Source organism: Paenibacillus sp. FSL R7-269 (assembly GCF_000517865.1).
In the GTDB taxonomy this organism is placed as follows: Bacteria; Bacillota; Bacilli; order Paenibacillales; family Paenibacillaceae; genus Paenibacillus_AQ.
In genome coordinates, this window is record NZ_ASPS01000099.1 from 1 (window position 1) to 16,891 (window position 16,891).

Genomic DNA, 16,891 nt, shown 5'->3' on the forward strand with positions numbered 1-16,891 from the left:
GACAATGAAATTGTAAATTATATTTTGGATTATGAGTTTGAGCGTGGAATAGAGCTTGCAACACAAGATGAACTGGAAGCGCTCGGTGAACTGGAGTATGAATTCTTGCCTGATAAGATCCGGGAAACGAACAGCCTATTAAAAAATAGAAATTACGGTTTATTTGTCTTCCCATCATTAGGAGATTATTATGTATTGTTCATATCCCGATTAGAGAATAAAGTGCTATTAACCGGAACAGAACTGCTGGATAATGAGTTAATTCCGTCTAAAGAAAGATATATTCAATATTATTCCAGTGCAGAGGCATAGCTCACATTTGCTTCTAAGAACAATAGAACAACTTAATCAGGACAGGTTAATCAAATGGATCAAGTATCCGGTGATTAACCTGTTTTTTATTTTCCCCCAGTTGTAATCCCCCTCCCAAAACTTACTTTATATATGAACAAGAAAATATAGAGTGAGGACAGAACTGCCGATGAAATTTATTAAATGGGCTAGAAGCTATCGAAAGGAAACAGCGGAGGCTTCTGATGATGTGGAACGGGTGGAAGCTGCCGAGCTTGGCACAGGCGCTGCTTATGTTGCTGCTCTTGCTTCCGCTCATGAACCAGCAGTTCCTGAAGCAAATTCCGAAGCAGCAGCTCCCCGAGAGGAGAGCGGCGAACCCGCTCCGCCCTACAGCTCGAACCAAGAGCATCTCGCAGAAGAGCTGCAACTGCTGGAGCTCCGGCTTAAGCTCAGGTACCTTGAAGGACCGCAGCCGCACGCAGAGCTGGAGCTTGTGGACGAGGAGATCCGCAGTCTGCTGGATGTCCAGCCGGAAGATGAGCGTTACATCAATCTCTTAACAGCGGAAATAGCTCATCTGGAACGGAAGATCGCTGCCAGACTGAGGACTAATTTCCACCCATCAGCAGAGCAGTCACCCAGTCCCGCTCCCCGGCTCATGCTCCCGGAGGTGGCTTCTGCACTTAACCTGTCAGGGCTGGAGGTAAGCATCCTGGTCGCTTGTCTGGCGCCTGAGCTGGACGGCAAGTACGGGCGAATCTATGCCTACCTGCAGAATGATATGTCGGACAAGCGCCCTTCGGTGGGGTGGGTCCTGGAGGTATTCGCCGGGGCAGAGGAGGAGCGGCAGGCGGCCCGCCTGCTGTTCGATGTCCGTGCGCCGCTGATGAAGCTGCTGCTGGAACGAAGAGGGGAGTACGGCGACAGCCGCATTCCGTTAATCGCCCGGCCGCTGAAGCTGGAGGATTGGGCGGTGAATCTGCTGCTCGGCTATGAGGTGCTGGATGAGCGTCTGACGAAGGCGGCGAAGCTTAGCACGGTGCCTCTTCCGCAGCAGATCCATTTTCCGGCTGAGCTGGAGCAGAAGCTGCTGCGGTTCGTGAAGCATTACAGCTGCTGCGGAGCCGGCAGCCCCGGTAGCTCCAGCAGCCTGCTATACGTCAGCGGTCCGGATGAGGCTCTGAAGCTGGGAGGTATCCGCGAGGTCTGCGGCACCCTGGGACTCTCTGTCCTGGTTGCCGATCTGGAGAAGCTGCTGCGCCCTGAGGCTGACTTCAGCGAAATGCTGAGACTGCTTGGCCGGCATGCGCTGCTGATGAAGACGGCCCTCTGCTTCACCGGTTTCGACAGCCTGGTGACAGAGGATGACCGATACAGTCTGCAGAGCCGGCTCCTTATGGAGATGCTGGCAGACTGTGCACCGCTGACGTTCATCCTTGGAGAAGCGCAGTGGGGAATCAGCTTCACCGGAATTCCGCTGAACTTCATGCAGATCGACTTGCCCTTTCCGGATGCGGCGGCCCGCAAGGCTGCGTGGACTGTCTTGGGTCAGGAGTATAAGCTGTCTCCGCAGATGGAACTGGATGAAGTCAGCGGCAGCTTCCGCTTCACGGCAAGCCAGATCCGGGCCGCTCTGAACGGCGGTGAGAACATCGCCGTCTGGAACGGCTTCAGGGAGAACGGGATCAGCACGAAGGATCTCTACGAAGCCTGTTACTTCCAGTCCAGCCGAAGAATCCAGGCACTGGCCTCGAAGGTCCAGGCCATGTATACCTGGGACATGCTGGTGCTTCCCGAAGAGCAGCTGAATCAGCTGGAGGAAATCTGCCGTCAGGTGAAATACCGCGCACTCGTCTATGGAGAGTGGGGCTTTGCAGGACGGCTGTCGCTCGGAAGAGGGCTGAACATCCTGTTCTCGGGGCCGCCAGGCTCCGGGAAGACGATGGCCGCTGAGGTGATTGCAACTGAGCTGAGTCTGGAACTCTACAAGATCGATGTCTCACAGATTGTGAGCAAGTACATCGGGGAGACCGAGAAGAATCTGTCGCGGATTTTTGATGAGGCGGAGACCTCGAATGCCATTCTCTTCTTCGACGAAGCGGATGCCTTGTTCGGCAAGCGCTCTGAGGTCAAGGATGCGCATGACCGGTATGCGAATGTGGAGATCAGCTACCTGCTGCAGAAGATGGAGGAGTATACGGGAATTGTGATTCTGGCGACCAACTTGAATCAGAACCTGGACGATGCCTTCGCCCGCAGGCTGCACTTCAAGCTGGAATTCCCGTTCCCGGAGCAGCAGCAGCGCGGCCGGATCTGGCGGGGAATGTTCCCGGCGGGAGCGCCGCTTGATCCTGATCTGGATTATGGCTTCATGGCGGAGAAGTTCATTCTGGCCGGAGGCAACATCAAGAACATTGCCTTGAATGCAGCCTTTTATGCGGCGCATGAAGGCTGTTCCATCGGGATGAAGCAGATCATGCTGGCAGCCAAGCGGGAGTATCTGAAGCTGGGCAGAACCTTTTTGCAATCGGATTATGCGCCCTATCACACACTGATCGAGGTGAAATAAGCATGGCCGTGGATACAGGTACGGTAATAAGAGATGTCAGCACCAGCCTGAAGGCACTATTGAAAGCACATGTACCTGAGTTGAACGATGACAGCTTCATCAGCTTCGGCTCTCCGAGTGACATTGACAGCTCAACGATGAAGCTTTCAATGTGTTTGTATTATTTGAGCCATAGCCCCAGTATGCGCAACAGTGAGAAGGAAGAGACCGGCAGCAAGAATGAGTTCATGTATCCGCCGGCTTATCTGGATTTGTACTATCTGCTCACGCCATACGCCAAGGACAGGGAGACCGAGCAGCTGATCCTGGGCCGGATCTTTCAGCTGTTCCATGAGCATCCGGTGCTTAGCGGCAGCGATCTGCGGGGGAACCTGGCCGAATGCGGCAATGAGAAGATCCGGATCTCCTATAACAACCTGACGATTCAGGATATCAAGCAGCTGTGGGAGGTGTTCCCCGGGAAGCCGGCTAAGGTGAGCCTGTCCTATCTGGTGTCGCCGGTGCGGCTGCCTGCGGATAAGACGATCCTGATCCCACGGGTTGAGGTGAAAGAGCTGGGCGTTCATCCCATGTAGACCAAGCTGGCAGAGACTGCTTCTGTGAAGGGAGTGATTCATGGAGGGAATGACATGCAAGGCACCCGTACTAGCGGATATTCCGCAGACAAAGGCAGCTGTGCCTAACCGGATTGTGTAAGCTGATCAAACTTTAGTTTATGCTTTCTCAGCCAGTTATGCCGAAGGTTTCTCTCAGAAGCAGAAGCTAATTAAACTTTTTTAGGAGGGTAAGAGATGGCAAATTATTTATCGCCAGGCGTATATGTGGAGGAAGTCTCAAGCGGGGTCAAGCCGATTGCCGGTGTGGGCACCTCAGTCGGGGCCTTCGTCGGAATCGCAGAAAAAGGGGTCATCGGCAAAGCGGTACTGGTCACCAACTGGAGCCAGTTCGTCAATGAGTTCGGTCAGTTTATCCCTAATGGCTATCTGGCTTATGCCGTGTATAACTTTTTTGCGGAAGGAGGCACCTCCTGCTACGTAGTGAGAGCGGCATCCACCGATATCCGGCCGGCTTCGCTTGCGGTTCGTGATACCGATAATCTGGATTTGTTCAAGGTAGTTGCACGTTCGGAAGGGGAGTGGGGCAACCGGATTTCGGTCAAGATCAGCCCGTCCTCCAACAAGCAGCAATTTGGCTTCAAGATGATTGTGCAGTATTTGCTGGACAGTGATTTCAATAATGAATACAGCGGAGAAGACGAAGAGGGCAAAATCGTCGAAATCTTCGACAACATGCTGCTGATCAATTTTGAAGAAAAGGTGAATCAGGTATCCGCCTTTGTCAGTGTGAAGCCGCTGGTGGACCTGACCATTCTGGAGAATATGGAGAAAACGCCGGCGTTCAATGAAGCAGCCCTGTCCCTCAGCGGCGGTGTGAACGGGATGTCCCCGATTGACTTCCTGGGGGATGCGGTCAAGCGGGCCGGTATCCACGCATTCGATACGATTGACGGCATCAACATTGTAGCGGCTCCAGACCTTGCAGATATGGCGTACAGCCGGGGCACCATCCTGGATATGCTGAATTACTGCAAGCTGAGAAAAGACTGCATCTTCATCGTAGATCCTCCGCATGGCTTAAGCCCGCTGGAGGTCAAGGATTTCAAGGAGGGGGCGGGCGATTATTCGGGCAATTCATTCAATACGTCGTACGGTGCCCTGTACTATCCTTGGGTCTACATTAATGATCCGCTGACCGGGAAGCAGAAGCTTGTGCCGCCGTCCGGGGCGATTGCCGGTACGTACGCTTATGTCGATGCTGTTCGCGGTGTCCACAAAGCACCGGCTGGCACCACCGACGGCTATCTGGATTCCGTAGTAGGGATTGAGAAGATCATCACGAAGGCGGAGCAGGAGCTGCTGAATCCCGGCGGCATCAACGTGATCCGCTCCTTGCCGGAAGGCATCTGTGTCTGGGGGGCCAGAACGTTGTCCGCCGATTCGGAGTGGAGTTACGTCAACGTCCGGCGGCTGATGATGTACATTGAAGAGTCGCTGGATGAGGGCAGCCAGTGGGTCGTGTTTGAACCGAATGATCCGAGCCTGTGGGGCAAGGTCAAACGCAATCTCACCGCCTTCCTGACCCGCGTATGGAGAGATGGTGCGCTCTACGGAACCACGCAGGAAGAGGCCTTTTTCGTCAAAGTGGACGAGGAGAACAATCCGCCTGCTGTAAGGGATGCCGGCCAGCTGATTATCGAAGTGGGCGTAGCCCCGGTCAAACCTGCTGAATTCGTAGTCATCCGGGTCAGCCAGAAGACCTTATCCAAATAAGAGATTGAGAGGAGATTTATGCTATGGCAACCGGCAAAAGATTGGATCCCTACCGCAATTACCGCTTCCGCGTTGTAATTGACGGCATTCAGACCGCAGCCTTTGCGGACGCAACGATTCCGGATACATCCACAGAGGCTGTAGATTACCGGGAGGGCATCGATGCCCCGCATGCGCGCAAGCTGTCGGGCTTGACCAAATTCGGGAACATTACCTTGAAAAAGGGACTGACAGACTCCCTGGAACTCTACAACTGGCGCAAGTCGATTGAGGACAAAGGCGCGCTGAAAAACCGCAAGAGCTTGTCCATCATCCTGGTGGATGAAGAAGGCAATGACAAGGCGCAGTGGGATATCCTCGAAGCCTGGCCGATCAAGTATGATGTCAGCGCCCTTAGCGCTAAAGGCAACGAGGTCTCTGTCGAGTCGATGGAGCTGGTGCATGAAGGGGTTCGCAGAGTGAAATAGCCTTCCCGCTTATCGTCATCGTCACTGTGGATGTGATGCAATACGCCAAAACATAAGCTGGACGGTATGGACATCATATTCACGGCCGGGGACGCCGGAAGGAAGCGAAGGCATGAGGATGGTCTTGATGAGGAAGTGAGGGAGAACATGGAACTATTACAAACTGAATTCAGCTTCACCCTGCCCAAAGGGTACGTGGATGAAGCGGGCACGCTGCATAAGCAGGGCACCATGCGTCTGGCTACCGCAGCCGATGAGATTACACCGCTCCGGGATTCCCGGGTTCAGCAGAACCCCGCGTATCTGACAGTCATTCTGCTCTCCAGAGTGGTCACCGGACTAGGTGGACTGGGCATGATTACGCCGAGAGTCATCGAAGAATTGTATACGTCGGATTTTGCTTATCTGCAGGATCTGTACAACCGGATTAACCAGAACGGGAGCAATGCGGTTCATGCGCAGTGTCCCAAGTGTGAGCAGCGCTTCGAGCTTGAACTGGAACCGCCGGGGGAATAGTCGGCTACCCCCTTGACCGCCTCTACGAGGAGGTAGCCTTTCTGACCTACTATCTGCACTGGGACTATACGGCGGTGCTGAACCTGGAGCATGCTGAACGGGACCGCTGGTGCAGTGAAGTCAGCCGGATCAACCAGAAGCTGAGTGGCGGGGAAGAGAAGAAGAACTTCTTTGAGGCTTAGGAGAGGATAACATGAAGGCAAATATGCTAAATATCGGCGCCAAAAGAAGCTGGGTGCCCGGGTACCGGGAAGATCCCTTTCTTGCTTATAACTTCATCGTGGAAATTGACGGGATCTCCGTGGCGGGATTCTCAGAGGTCTCAGGCCTTAGCGTGGAGACACAGGTGGAGCGCAAAACCTTCGGCGGTGAGAATCATAAGGAATTTGTGTTCCTGGGACCGACCAAATACTCGGATCTGACGCTGAAAAACGGGGTCACGAATGATGAGTATCTGTGGAACTGGTATCAGAATGTGGTGAACGGGGTCATCCGGCGGCGCAGCGGGTCCATCTGTCTCTTGGATCATTCCGGCACGCCCAAGGTGTGGTGGAACTTCATCGAAGCCTGCCCCATCAAGTGGGAAGGACCGGCGTTCAACGCCAGCAGCAGCGCGGTAGCCGTTGAGAGCCTGGTTCTGACTCACAACGGGCTGTACAGGTACCGGTAATGAGCCGGAGTATTCGGATGGCGGCAGCTCCTGCGAATCAGAAGCAGACTGAGTTCATTCAATCGATTCTGGCAAAATACGGCTTGACCCGCTGGCGGAGCAAGCTGAAGAGTCTGATCCTGCGGCACGATCCGCTATATGCTGCGCAGCCGGAGACATTGCAGCGTACGGACCTGGTGACCAACCATATCCATCAGACATTCTATTATAAGGTAGTGCCAGAGAAGGTACAGCCGGGACCGGCAAGCCGCATCCTGTTGGTGACTCAAAGCGGCATCAGGCCTGGACTAAGCGCTCCATCTGCTTCTCCTGGTCAAGCTGAGGATCTGCGGAGCGGGCTTCATTCAGCAGCCGGACGACTTAACTCCGTACAGGTGCTGCAAGAGAGAGTCTGGCAGCATAGAAGTAATAAACATCAGGTAACAACGGAGTATCGCATACAGAATGCAGCACTTCATCCGGCTGAACCTGTAACTGTTCAGCCTGCCGGATCAAGACCGGCGCAAGTCTCTGCACCGTCCGGGTTGTCTGTTCTGAAGCCACTGCCTTCAGGCGCTACTGGCGAAAGAAGCCAGAGAGACCGTCAGACCAGAGGCGATCTGCGGACTGCTTCTGTCCTTCCAGGGCAGCAAGACAGGATAACAGGCAGACCGGCACATGCAATTAATCATCATCATCAGCTGGTTCAGGTAATGCAGCTGCTGCGGAGCTATGGCCTTAAGCAAGAACGGGATACCGGAGCGGAAGCACAGCCCTTGAGGCAGCAGCCAGGGCATCCGGTACGGGCACAAGCATTGAAGCATGAACGGGAGACCGTCCCAGGCTCAGCCGGGACCGCTGTGGAAGCACAGCTTAAGACTCCCACGCTAAGCTTCAAGCCCGGTAATCTGTCGCTTCCGCATTCAAGCGTAAGTACCAGCCTTCAGCTCGGCTTAGGTCAGCAGCTGACGGCAACGCTTGAGCAGCTGGAGAGCAGGCAGGAGCTTCTGAGCCCGCTGCCCGCTGCCGTTAGTACGGTTCATCAGAGGCAGCCGATGAAGTCATTTCAGCTGGCGCAGCCGCAGATCCTGCTGCCGCTTGGGGGCGCGTCAGGTGCACCAGCTGCGGCCGGGCAGGCGGCTTCTGCGCGAACGGCTGGAGCCGCAGGACGGGCAGCTCCAAGAGGGCCGGGACCTGCGGCTCCGGTGGAGGCCAGCCTGATCTACGCTGCGGACCGGACAGTGCTTCCGTCCGCCCCGCAGCGAAGAAGGCCGGCCAGTCCGCTTAGGGCGGATGGCCCTGCTTATGAACCGGACCTTCAGCCTGCCGCCAGTCTTAGCCGCCTGGTATTGCGGAAGCCTGAAGCACCGCGCGCGGCTCTGCCGGAGCCCATGCAACAGCAGCTGGAGCGGGTGCTGCAGGAACATGCGGCAGAGCCTCCGGCGCAGACCTTCACCAAGGCCGTTCCGCCGCCGGTCATGAATGCAGCAGAGCTGAATCAGCTGGCTGAGCGGGTCTATCAGGTGCTGGAGAAGAGAATGGCCATACGCAAGGATCGGAGGGGGCTAAGATAATGGCGGAGAAAGCGAAGATCATTCCTCTGGATATGCCCGTCGGAGCCATTGAGGTGATGTTTAACCCCAATGAGTACACCGTTTCTTTTGAAGGCAAATATACCGGGGAGAAGAATAACAAGCAATTCCAGATTACAGAGACACCGGAGTTCAAGGTCTCCTTGTTCTACGATACCTATGAGCAGCGCAAGGATGTCCGCAAGAAGACCCGGCAGCTGACCTCGCTGCTTGATCCTAAGGTCAGCGGCAAAAGCACGAAAAAACCGCCGGTGTGCATGTTCGTCTGGGGCGGCTTCACCTACCGCGGCTTGCTGAGCAAGATCGAGCAGAAGTTCACGATGTTCATGGATAACGGCACGCCTGTCCGCTCGCTGCTGGATGTGACCTTCATTACAGATGAGCCGGATAAGTCGGTGGAGGACAGCCAGGGCTTGAATGCCTGCCGGAAGCTGTGGGTGGTCAAAAGCGGGGACCGGCTCGACCTCATTGCGAATGAGGCGCTGAAGGAGCCGCTGGCCTGGCGCAGAATTGCCGAGCTGAACAGGATCGCCAATCCGGTTGGCTTTCCTGGCAAAAATGATATCGGGAGAACTCTGGTTATCCCGGATTAAGGCGGGGATTGCATGGGCACCAGTGTAGCGAATTACAAAATTGAGCTGAACGGAAGCAAGCTGTCCGCTGAACTGACAGCGGCAGTGGAAGGCGTCACGCTGGAGGATGAGCTTAATCTGCCGGCGGTATTCTCTATCCAGATGAATATGGTGAATGCCGGAAGCGGCATGTGGCGGGGAACAGATCTGACGAGCCTGAAGCCGGGCGACCAGCTGAAGCTCTCCCTTGGACTCGACCAGCCGGAGCCGATGATCAGCGGGGAGATTACCTCGCTGGATCTGAACTTTGCGGAGCACTCGGTGCTGGATATCCGCGGATATGATCTGCTGCACCGGCTGCGTATGGGGACGAGAAGCAAAGCTTTTCTGAAGAAGAAGGATAGTGATATTGCGGGGGAAATCGCCAAGGAGCATGGATTGACCCCTGTGGTGGAGGATACCGGAACGGTGTATCCCTACCTCTACCAGAATAATCAGAGCAACTATGAATTTCTGCTGGAGCGGGCAGCCCTGCTTGATTATGAGCTGTTCGCGGCAGATAAGAAGCTGCATTTCGTCAAGTCGCGGTCCGTGAAGGCCCCGGTGCTGCCGGAGATGAGCTTCAAGAAGGATTTTGAACGGCTGAACCTGGAGCTGAGGGCCCTTACCCGGGGGAGTAAGGTGACGCTTAAGGGCTGGGATGTGAAGGAGAAGAAGGAGCTTGAGGCTATCGCTAAGAGCGGGGAAGAGACGACCAGAATGGGCGGGAAGGAAGGCGGCTTCACCATCAGCACAGCAGCGGTCGGGGAATCACCGATTGTCATTATGGCCGAGAATCTGCTGGATATGAACGAAGCCAAGGTGCTGGCCGCCGCTGCTTACAACAGCCGCCTGCGCGAGTTCATTGCCGGGGAAGGCATGTGCTGGGGGAACCCGAAGCTCCGGGCAGGACAGACGGTGAAGCTGATGGGTCTGGGCGAGCGCTTCAGCGGAATTTATTACATTGTTGCCACGGTTCACAAGATCGACAGCAAGGGCTATACCACGACGTTCAAGGTGAAGAGGACTGGCCTATGAGTGAAGGACCCGGAATTAGTAATTTTATGGACAGCATCATGAACGAGGGACGGATCTTCGGCGTAATGGTGGGGATTGTCATCAATAATGACTCTACGAACCATGCGGACAAGCCCGGCCCCGGATTGGTGAAGGTGAAGATCCCGCTGATGGGGATGCCGGAATCCAACTGGGCGCGCATGGCGTCCTGGATGGCCGGGAAGGAGCGGGGAGCGTTTTGCCTGCCGGAGGTGGAGGATGAGGTGCTGGTAGCTTTTGAGAACGGGGATGTCAACCGCCCCTATATCATTGGCTCCTTGTGGAATGGCAAAGACATACCGCCGGAGACCAACAAGGATGGCAAGAATAATATCCGCCTGTTCAAATCCCGCAGCGGGCATGTTCTGCAGTTCGCCGATACCAAGGGGGAAGAGAGCATCACGCTTACCTCCGCCAAGGGCCACGTAATCAAGCTGGATGACAAGGGCGGCGCGGAGCAGATCCATATTAGCGACAAGTCAGGCAAGAACCGGATCATCCTGGATACGAAGGCGAATAAGGTATCGGTATCCGCTGGTGCAGATATTGAAATCTCGGCGGGAGGCAAGCTGTCCCTGTCCGCCAAATCCATTGCAATGAAATCATCGGCGGGTACCGCTATCGAAGCTTCGGCCGGGATGGAGGTCAAAGCCGCCGCCAGTATGACGATCAAAGGATCTGTGGTCAACATTAATTAGAGAGGGGGTGCCCTCTATGGGCCAGCCAGCAGCGAAGCAAGGGGACCGGATTCTGGCGACCGATACGCATATCGTCATGCTTCCGGCCGGTGGAGGCCTGGTTCCCACCCCGTTGCCGCATCCCTTCACGGGGATTCTGGACGGTGCGCTGAGCACAAATGTCAAGATTATGGGGCAGCCGGCAGCCACTGTGGATTCTACGGCTACGAATACGCCGGCTCATGTTCCGCAGGGAGGCCCGTTTCAGAAGCCGCCGACCAATAAGGGGACCATCAGCGCCGGAAGCACAACAGTATTCATCAACGGGAAAAAGGCTGCCAGAAACGGTGATCCGGCGGTGACATGCAATGATCCGGCCGACCTTCCGGCAGGGAAAGTGTCTGCTGCGGGGACGGTCTTACTAGGAGGCTGAGAGATGGAAGTTGTAGATTTTTTGGGACGGGGCTGGACGTATCCGCTTGCTGTCCAGCGGGGCAGCGTCCGATCCTCCGGTGGAGAAGACTCCATCCGGGAATCCATTATTCTGATTCTGTCAACGGCCCGCGGCGAGCGGGTCATGCGGCCGGATTTCGGCTGCAGACTGAACGAGCTGGTGTTCTCACCCAATACCATGAGCACTGCAACCTTGCTGCGAAGCTTCATTGAAGAAGCCTTGCAGAACTGGGAGCCGCGCATTGAAGTGGACGACATTACGGTCACCCCGCGCTCAGACCGCTCCGAGCTTGAGGTGTCCATTGACTATTCAATCAGGGCCAGCAACAGCAAATATAATCTGGTCTATCCATTCTTCCTTGAAAGCGTGGGGAAATAATGCCAAACCAAATGCCTATTATTGATAAACGGGAACAGGAACAGCTGGTTCCCGAGCTACGACGCTTAATCTACCAATACTGCAGCCGGGAATGGACGGATGTGACGGAGCTTGAGGCAGACAAGAAGGCAGATGCCCTGGTCCATATCTTCACCGGGATGATGGGCAAAGTAATCAGCCGACTGAATCAGGCGCCTGCGAAGAATTTCACCTCCTTCCTGAATCTGATCGGCATTCATCCTACTCCGCCCCGTGCTGCCAAAGTTCCGCTGCTCTTCCGGCTGAAGCCGGATTCGGGCAGCTATAACACGGTTCCGGCCGGAACCCGGGTATCCGCCCAGCCGGAGCAGGGGGCGGAGGTAGTTTTTGAGACGGATAAGGATTTGACCGTCATTATGGCGCAGCCTGTCCGGGCGGTGAGTCTCGATCCGCAGGAGGACCAGTGGAGCAATCAGGATCATCTGCTAGCCGGGGGAGCTGCCGGCAGACCTGCCCGGCTGTTCAGGGGGGATTCGACAGTTGTCCACAGATTGTATCTGGGACATACAGAGTTGCTCGGATTCCAGGAAGCGGGCAGCAGCTTATCGGTCTATTTCAACAAGCCGGATGCAGCCGCGTTGAGCAAGGCCGCGCCGGAGCAGGATAGAACCGGAGATCTGCTGAACCATATCGACTGGTTCTGTTTCGATGATGAAGGGAATTCTGTGCAGCTGTATCCTTCCTCGATAGCCGAAGCACAAGAGGACGAAGATGCTCTGTGGAGGGCGGTGGTCCGGTTCGACCGGCTGACTGGCGTGCATACGAAGACGCTGGCCGGGTACGAACCGTCCGGGGTGCTGCGGGAATGGCCGGGCAAATGGATTTTCGCTGAGCTGAAGAGGCCCATAACTGCCGGTACGCAAATGCCGGATATCGAAGATATCCGCCTGGAGCTTAACGTGGTGAGTCCGCAGCCGCTCCCGCCGGATGTGACGGTGAATAATGGGAACCTGCTGGATATGGGCAAGGATTATTATCCGCTGGGGGACAAGCCCAGAATCAATGATACGTTCTATATCGCCTGCGGGGAGGCCTTCTCGAAGCCGGGTGCCCGAATTACGCTGAGGGTGGAGCTGTCAGAGCCGGAGATCAGCAAGCTGCCGGACACACCGTATGTGAGAATCGGCTGGGAATATTGGAACGGGCAGGAATGGCTTGCGATCACCGGTCTTGAGGAGAGAACGGACGAAGGCGGTGCAGCTTATGGCGGCGCTGCCCTCCGTGCGGTCAGCAGCCTTACTGCCAGCGGAACGCTGAGCTTCGTCTGTCCGGGTATCCAGAAGCTGACGCTGGGCGGTGAAGAGCAGTACTGGGTCCGGGCCCGCATCACCGGCGGGAATTACGGCGAGGATGCGAAATACGAATATCAGGATGAAGAGGTCAAGCTGGGAGAAGGCAGCATCAATGTAGCCAAGCTCAAGGTGACCCAGGCCACATACGCGCCGCCTTCCATCCGTAAGCTCAGTATAGCCTACAGCTACACACTGGAGGCGCACCCGCAGACCGTGCTTACAGAGAATAACTTCAGCTTCGCTGACAAGTCGGCGGCCTGCCGCAACGAAGGCGAATATTTCAAGCCCTTCTATCCGTGCACCGAGACGGAGCCGACCTTCTACCTGGGCTTTGACCGTGATATCAGCGATCTGCCCGTGTCGCTCTTCTTTCCGCTAACCGGTGAACAGCTGGGACGTCCGGTAGTGGCGTGGGAGTATTGGGACAGCAGAAGATGGCTGACGCTCAGCGTGAATGATGAGATCAGAGGCTTCACCCGCAGGGAGATTCTGCAGTTTGCCGTGCCGGGAGATATTGCGAGACGGCCGCTGTTCGGCACGGAGCAATACTGGATACGTGCCCGGCTGGATGAAGGCCGGTTCGAGATAGTCCCGCAGGTGGACGCTATTCTCGCTAACGCGGTCTGGGCCCGCAATTCCAATACCGCTGCGGGAGAGCTTCTGGGCTCCAGCAACGGTGAGGAGAATCAGACCGTTCAGTTGTCCAAAATACCCGTGCTGCCCGGCCAGCTTCTCAAGGTCCGGGAAGCCACAGGTCAGGGGACATGGATACCGTGGGAGGAAGTCAATACGTTCTCCGTATCCGGTTCAGATTCAAGGCACTATATGCTGGACAGAAGCACCGGAATGATCATGTTCGGGGATGGACGGAGCGGAATGATTCCGCCTATGGGCACAGACAACATCGTGTGTGACTACAAGCATGGCGGCGGAGCGTCCGGGAATGTAGCTGCAGGCTCGGTATCCCGGATATGGGACAGCTACAGCTGGCTGGATTCCGTAACTAATCCGGTGGCGGCGGACGGCGGCTTCGATCAGGAGGAAGCAGAGCAGGCTGAGCTTCGCGGGCCGCATACGCTGAAGAGCTGGAACAGGGGCGTAACTGCTGAGGACATGGAATGGCTGGTGCGCGAGGCGATGCCTCAGATCGCCAAGGTGAAATGTCTTAGTGCTATGAACCGGGAGCTGGATTTCACCCCGGGTAGAGCTACCCTGATCGTGGTGCCGGAGACGGATGATCCGAGGCCGGTCCCGAGCCAGGAATTGCGCAGTGAGATTGAAGCCTATCTGTGTGAACGGATCTCAGCCCCTCTAAACACCGCCGAGCCGCGGATTGAAGTCATTGGCCCGGACTATGTCCGTACTGCTGTGGAGGCAACCGTAGTCTTTACCTCTCTGGACCAGCGGAAGGTAGCTGAGGGACGGATCATTGACAACCTGAAGCAGTTTTTTCATCCGCTGAAGGGCGCAGACGGGAACAAGGGCTGGGAGCTGGGACAGAACCTGTATGTCTCCGAGGTCTATGCCGTGATTAAGAATACGCCGGGTGTTGACTATGTATCGGATGTGCTCGTCAAAGCTTCAGTGCAATGCTTCACGCTGAAGCTGGAGCCGCTTGAGAACGGGCCGTATAAGCCACAGGCCGCTTATCCGAAATACAGTCTGGTCCGTTCTGAGGACAACGCGCTTCAATTTGCTCTTGCCGAGGCGGTGGATGCCGGGGATGAAGTGAAATCGCTGGTGCTCAGAGGGTTCAAGGAGAACGGAATCATCAGGCTCCGCTACAGATCCCGGAAGCCGGTAGAGCTGATTGTCCTCACCATCGACGGTGACATGCTCGAATGCCAGACCCTTGACGAAGAACCGCTTGCAGAGAGCTATCCCGAGGGCAGCGATCTGGAATTTGATCTTACGGATGATCTGACGGTCCGGACGTATATCCTGAGTAGGCTGGATTCGGGAGCGGTAACCTTTGTTGTGAAGACCGCTGTATTCGAGGAGAAGGATATTGTCTTCCTGAGCCGGACGGATGAATACATCAACACCACACCGCTCAAGATCCGTACCCTCACCAGCGGCAATATTCATCTGGAAGAGGATGAGCTGATCTGCGGCGGGCTGCATCTGGTGAACAAGCCGGAGGAACATCCCTTTCCGTATCTTATGGATAAGCGGGCGGGCCTGCTGCATGATTTGACCGCAACCACGGCAGCGTGCGGGCTGGAGACTATCCGCAGGGAAGAGCGGAGGTATCTGACGGGGCTGTCCGGTATTCCGGACACAGTGGTGCGGTGTCCGCATTGTAATCCTTTGGAGCCGTAACTACAGAAAGGAGGAAGAACTTATGCCGCTTCCAGTATTGAAGCTGGATGATCTTAGCTTTGACCAGCTTGTGGCCGATGCCACTGCGCTGATTCCGCTCTACGATCCGGATTGGACGAACTATAATCCCTCCGATCCCGGCATTACCCTGGTGGAGCTGTTCGCCTATTTCACGGAGATGGTTCTCTACAGACTTGACCAGGTGACCGATGAGAGCAGGCAACAGTTCCTCAAGCTGCTTGGTATCACCCTGGAGGACGGGGAGGAGCTCGCCAGCGGAATATCACGCGGGGCGAAGCAGTTCTCCGAATGCTATAGGGCTGTGACGGCAGAAGATTACCAGCTGCTGGCGAGGCAGAGCCTGCTGGATATCCCGGGGATTCGGACCACGTATCCAGACCTTGCGGTCCGTACGCTCTGTCTGATTAATACGGATATGGAGAACGGCACCGGGCGGGATAAAGAAGCCTTCGGGCATGTGTCCGTAGTTCTGGTGCTCCAGACCGCGAATCAGCAGGATCTGCGCAGAGACATGACGGAGATCAAGCAACAGGTTAAAGCCATCCTGGAGCAGAGCAAGCTGCTGACGACTCGAGTCCATGTTGTTGAGCCAGATTATCGGGATGTTGTGATTGAGATGACGGTTGCCGCCGGGAATCAGAGCATCGGAAGCATCGTCCATGGCAGCATTGCACAGTTTCTGGACCCGGTTAACGGGGGGGAGCACGGACAGGGCTGGCTTCCGGGGAGGAAGCTGTACGCCTCGGATCTGTATCATCTGGTAGAGGGAATCGCCGGCATTGATCATGTGACCAGCGTGAACCTGGACTCGCCTGACCTGCTGCCGTTCCAGTTATTTAAGCTGAAGGACCTGAAGATTGAGGTGGAAGCATGAGCAAGACAGACGGATACAGTTATGTGGAGTATCTCCCCCGGGTGTTCCAGCAGAAATCGGGGGAGCCGGATGAACAGTTTTTTCTGGGACGGTTCCTGAAGGCCTTCGAAGCCATGCTCTCGGGCAATACGGGGACGGCAGGCGCGGAATCTGCGGGAATGGAGGCTTTGCTGGACAGATTGCATCAATACTTCGATCCGCAGACGGCTCCCTCGCAGTTTCTGCCCTGGCTTGCAGGCTGGGTAGGCCTCCAGTTGGCGGAAGGTGTGGAGTATGACGGTGAGGAGGATAACCAGGAGCGCACGCTTGCCCCTACGCAGATTCTTCCACTTGCGGACACCCGCAGCACCGTTAACCGCAAGCTGATCGGCAGCATCGTCCAGCTCTATAAGAAACGCGGAACCCTGGGCGGTCTGGCCGAATATTTGCAGGTTCACGCCGGTGAAGAGGCGGCCATCCATATCTATAGCTACGAGGAGCCTGTCCGTCTCGGTAATGCCCGGCGTATAGGCATCAATACTATGGTTGGGGCGGCCGAGCCGAGCTACTTCTCCGTCCATATCATTCTCCCGGCGTACAGCCGGAGCCTGCTGCAGCAGAAGGTGCGGAATCTGCAGGAGGTGATCCGGAAGGAGCGGCCCTTTTACACCAATTCCAGCTTGAATATTGAAGTTCCGTCTATGCGTCTGGGGGTCTATGGGCGTGTGGGGATGGAGACCTTAGTCGGGGGTATGACAGAGCAATAGAGAT

The 16,891-nt window shown here is 55.8% G+C and carries 16 protein-coding genes and 1 pseudogene; all 17 read left to right on the top strand.

The window, feature by feature from the left end; translation table 11 throughout:
- Window positions 1-312, top strand: a pseudogene (locus tag C162_RS36445) (hypothetical protein); the annotation flags it as partial.
- A 169-nt stretch (window positions 313-481) separates the two neighbouring features.
- Window positions 482-2,863 carry an ATP-binding protein gene (locus tag C162_RS29965; RefSeq protein ID WP_036701043.1) on the top strand — a complete coding sequence of 794 codons (2,382 nt, stop codon included), beginning with the start codon at window positions 482-484 and terminating at the stop codon, window positions 2,861-2,863.
- Between the two features lie 2 nt (window positions 2,864-2,865).
- Window positions 2,866-3,438, top strand: coding sequence for a DUF4255 domain-containing protein (locus C162_RS29970; protein ID WP_036701045.1), 573 nt, complete (start codon window positions 2,866-2,868; stop codon window positions 3,436-3,438).
- A gap of 216 nt (window positions 3,439-3,654) precedes the next feature.
- Window positions 3,655-5,193: a phage tail sheath family protein gene (locus C162_RS29975; RefSeq protein ID WP_036701046.1), complete on the top strand. Its 1,539-nt coding sequence runs from the start codon at window positions 3,655-3,657 to the stop codon at window positions 5,191-5,193.
- Window positions 5,194-5,216: 23 nt separating this feature from the next.
- On the top strand, window positions 5,217-5,660 hold the full coding sequence (locus C162_RS29980; RefSeq protein WP_019910188.1) for a phage tail protein: 444 nt from the start codon (window positions 5,217-5,219) through the stop codon (window positions 5,658-5,660).
- A gap of 147 nt (window positions 5,661-5,807) precedes the next feature.
- Window positions 5,808-6,176, top strand: a complete 369-nt coding sequence (locus C162_RS29985; RefSeq protein ID WP_036701224.1) for a hypothetical protein — start codon at window positions 5,808-5,810, stop codon at window positions 6,174-6,176.
- Entirely contained in the window at window positions 6,173-6,358 is a 186-nt protein-coding gene (locus tag C162_RS37510; RefSeq protein WP_076083189.1) for a DUF6760 family protein, read from the top strand. The genes C162_RS29985 and C162_RS37510 overlap by 4 nt, the downstream gene beginning before the upstream one ends.
- Before the next feature lie 11 nt (window positions 6,359-6,369).
- Window positions 6,370-6,846: a phage tail protein gene (locus C162_RS29990; protein ID WP_036701048.1), complete on the top strand. Its 477-nt coding sequence runs from the start codon at window positions 6,370-6,372 to the stop codon at window positions 6,844-6,846.
- The gene (locus C162_RS29995) at window positions 6,846-8,399 is read left to right on the top strand and encodes a hypothetical protein (protein ID WP_156949743.1); all 1,554 of its coding nucleotides are present in this window, start codon (window positions 6,846-6,848) and stop codon (window positions 8,397-8,399) included. The genes C162_RS29990 and C162_RS29995 overlap by 1 nt, the downstream gene beginning before the upstream one ends.
- Window positions 8,399-9,010, top strand: coding sequence for a CIS tube protein (locus tag C162_RS30000; RefSeq protein WP_036701053.1), 612 nt, complete (start codon window positions 8,399-8,401; stop codon window positions 9,008-9,010). Before C162_RS29995 ends, C162_RS30000 begins: the two co-directional genes overlap by 1 nt.
- 12 nt (window positions 9,011-9,022) lie before the next feature.
- The gene (locus C162_RS30005; protein WP_036701056.1) at window positions 9,023-10,066 is read left to right on the top strand and encodes a phage late control D family protein; all 1,044 of its coding nucleotides are present in this window, start codon (window positions 9,023-9,025) and stop codon (window positions 10,064-10,066) included.
- Window positions 10,063-10,782, top strand: coding sequence for a phage baseplate assembly protein V (locus C162_RS30010; RefSeq protein WP_051494044.1), 720 nt, complete (start codon window positions 10,063-10,065; stop codon window positions 10,780-10,782). The genes C162_RS30005 and C162_RS30010 overlap by 4 nt, the downstream gene beginning before the upstream one ends.
- A 16-nt stretch (window positions 10,783-10,798) precedes the next feature.
- Window positions 10,799-11,194 (top strand): PAAR domain-containing protein, encoded by a 396-nt coding sequence (locus C162_RS30015; protein ID WP_036701058.1) that lies wholly within the window; start codon window positions 10,799-10,801, stop codon window positions 11,192-11,194.
- A gap of 3 nt (window positions 11,195-11,197) precedes the next feature.
- Window positions 11,198-11,593, top strand: a complete 396-nt coding sequence (locus C162_RS30020; RefSeq protein WP_036701060.1) for a GPW/gp25 family protein — start codon at window positions 11,198-11,200, stop codon at window positions 11,591-11,593.
- On the top strand, window positions 11,593-15,246 hold the full coding sequence (locus tag C162_RS30025) for a putative baseplate assembly protein (RefSeq protein WP_036701062.1): 3,654 nt from the start codon (window positions 11,593-11,595) through the stop codon (window positions 15,244-15,246). Before C162_RS30020 ends, C162_RS30025 begins: the two co-directional genes overlap by 1 nt.
- Before the next feature lie 22 nt (window positions 15,247-15,268).
- Window positions 15,269-16,141, top strand: coding sequence for a hypothetical protein (locus C162_RS30030; protein WP_036701064.1), 873 nt, complete (start codon window positions 15,269-15,271; stop codon window positions 16,139-16,141).
- Complete coding sequence (locus C162_RS30035; protein ID WP_036701066.1) at window positions 16,138-16,887, top strand: phage tail protein; 750 nt, start codon at window positions 16,138-16,140, stop codon at window positions 16,885-16,887. The genes C162_RS30030 and C162_RS30035 overlap by 4 nt, the downstream gene beginning before the upstream one ends.
- Window positions 16,888-16,891: the final 4 nt, after the last annotated feature.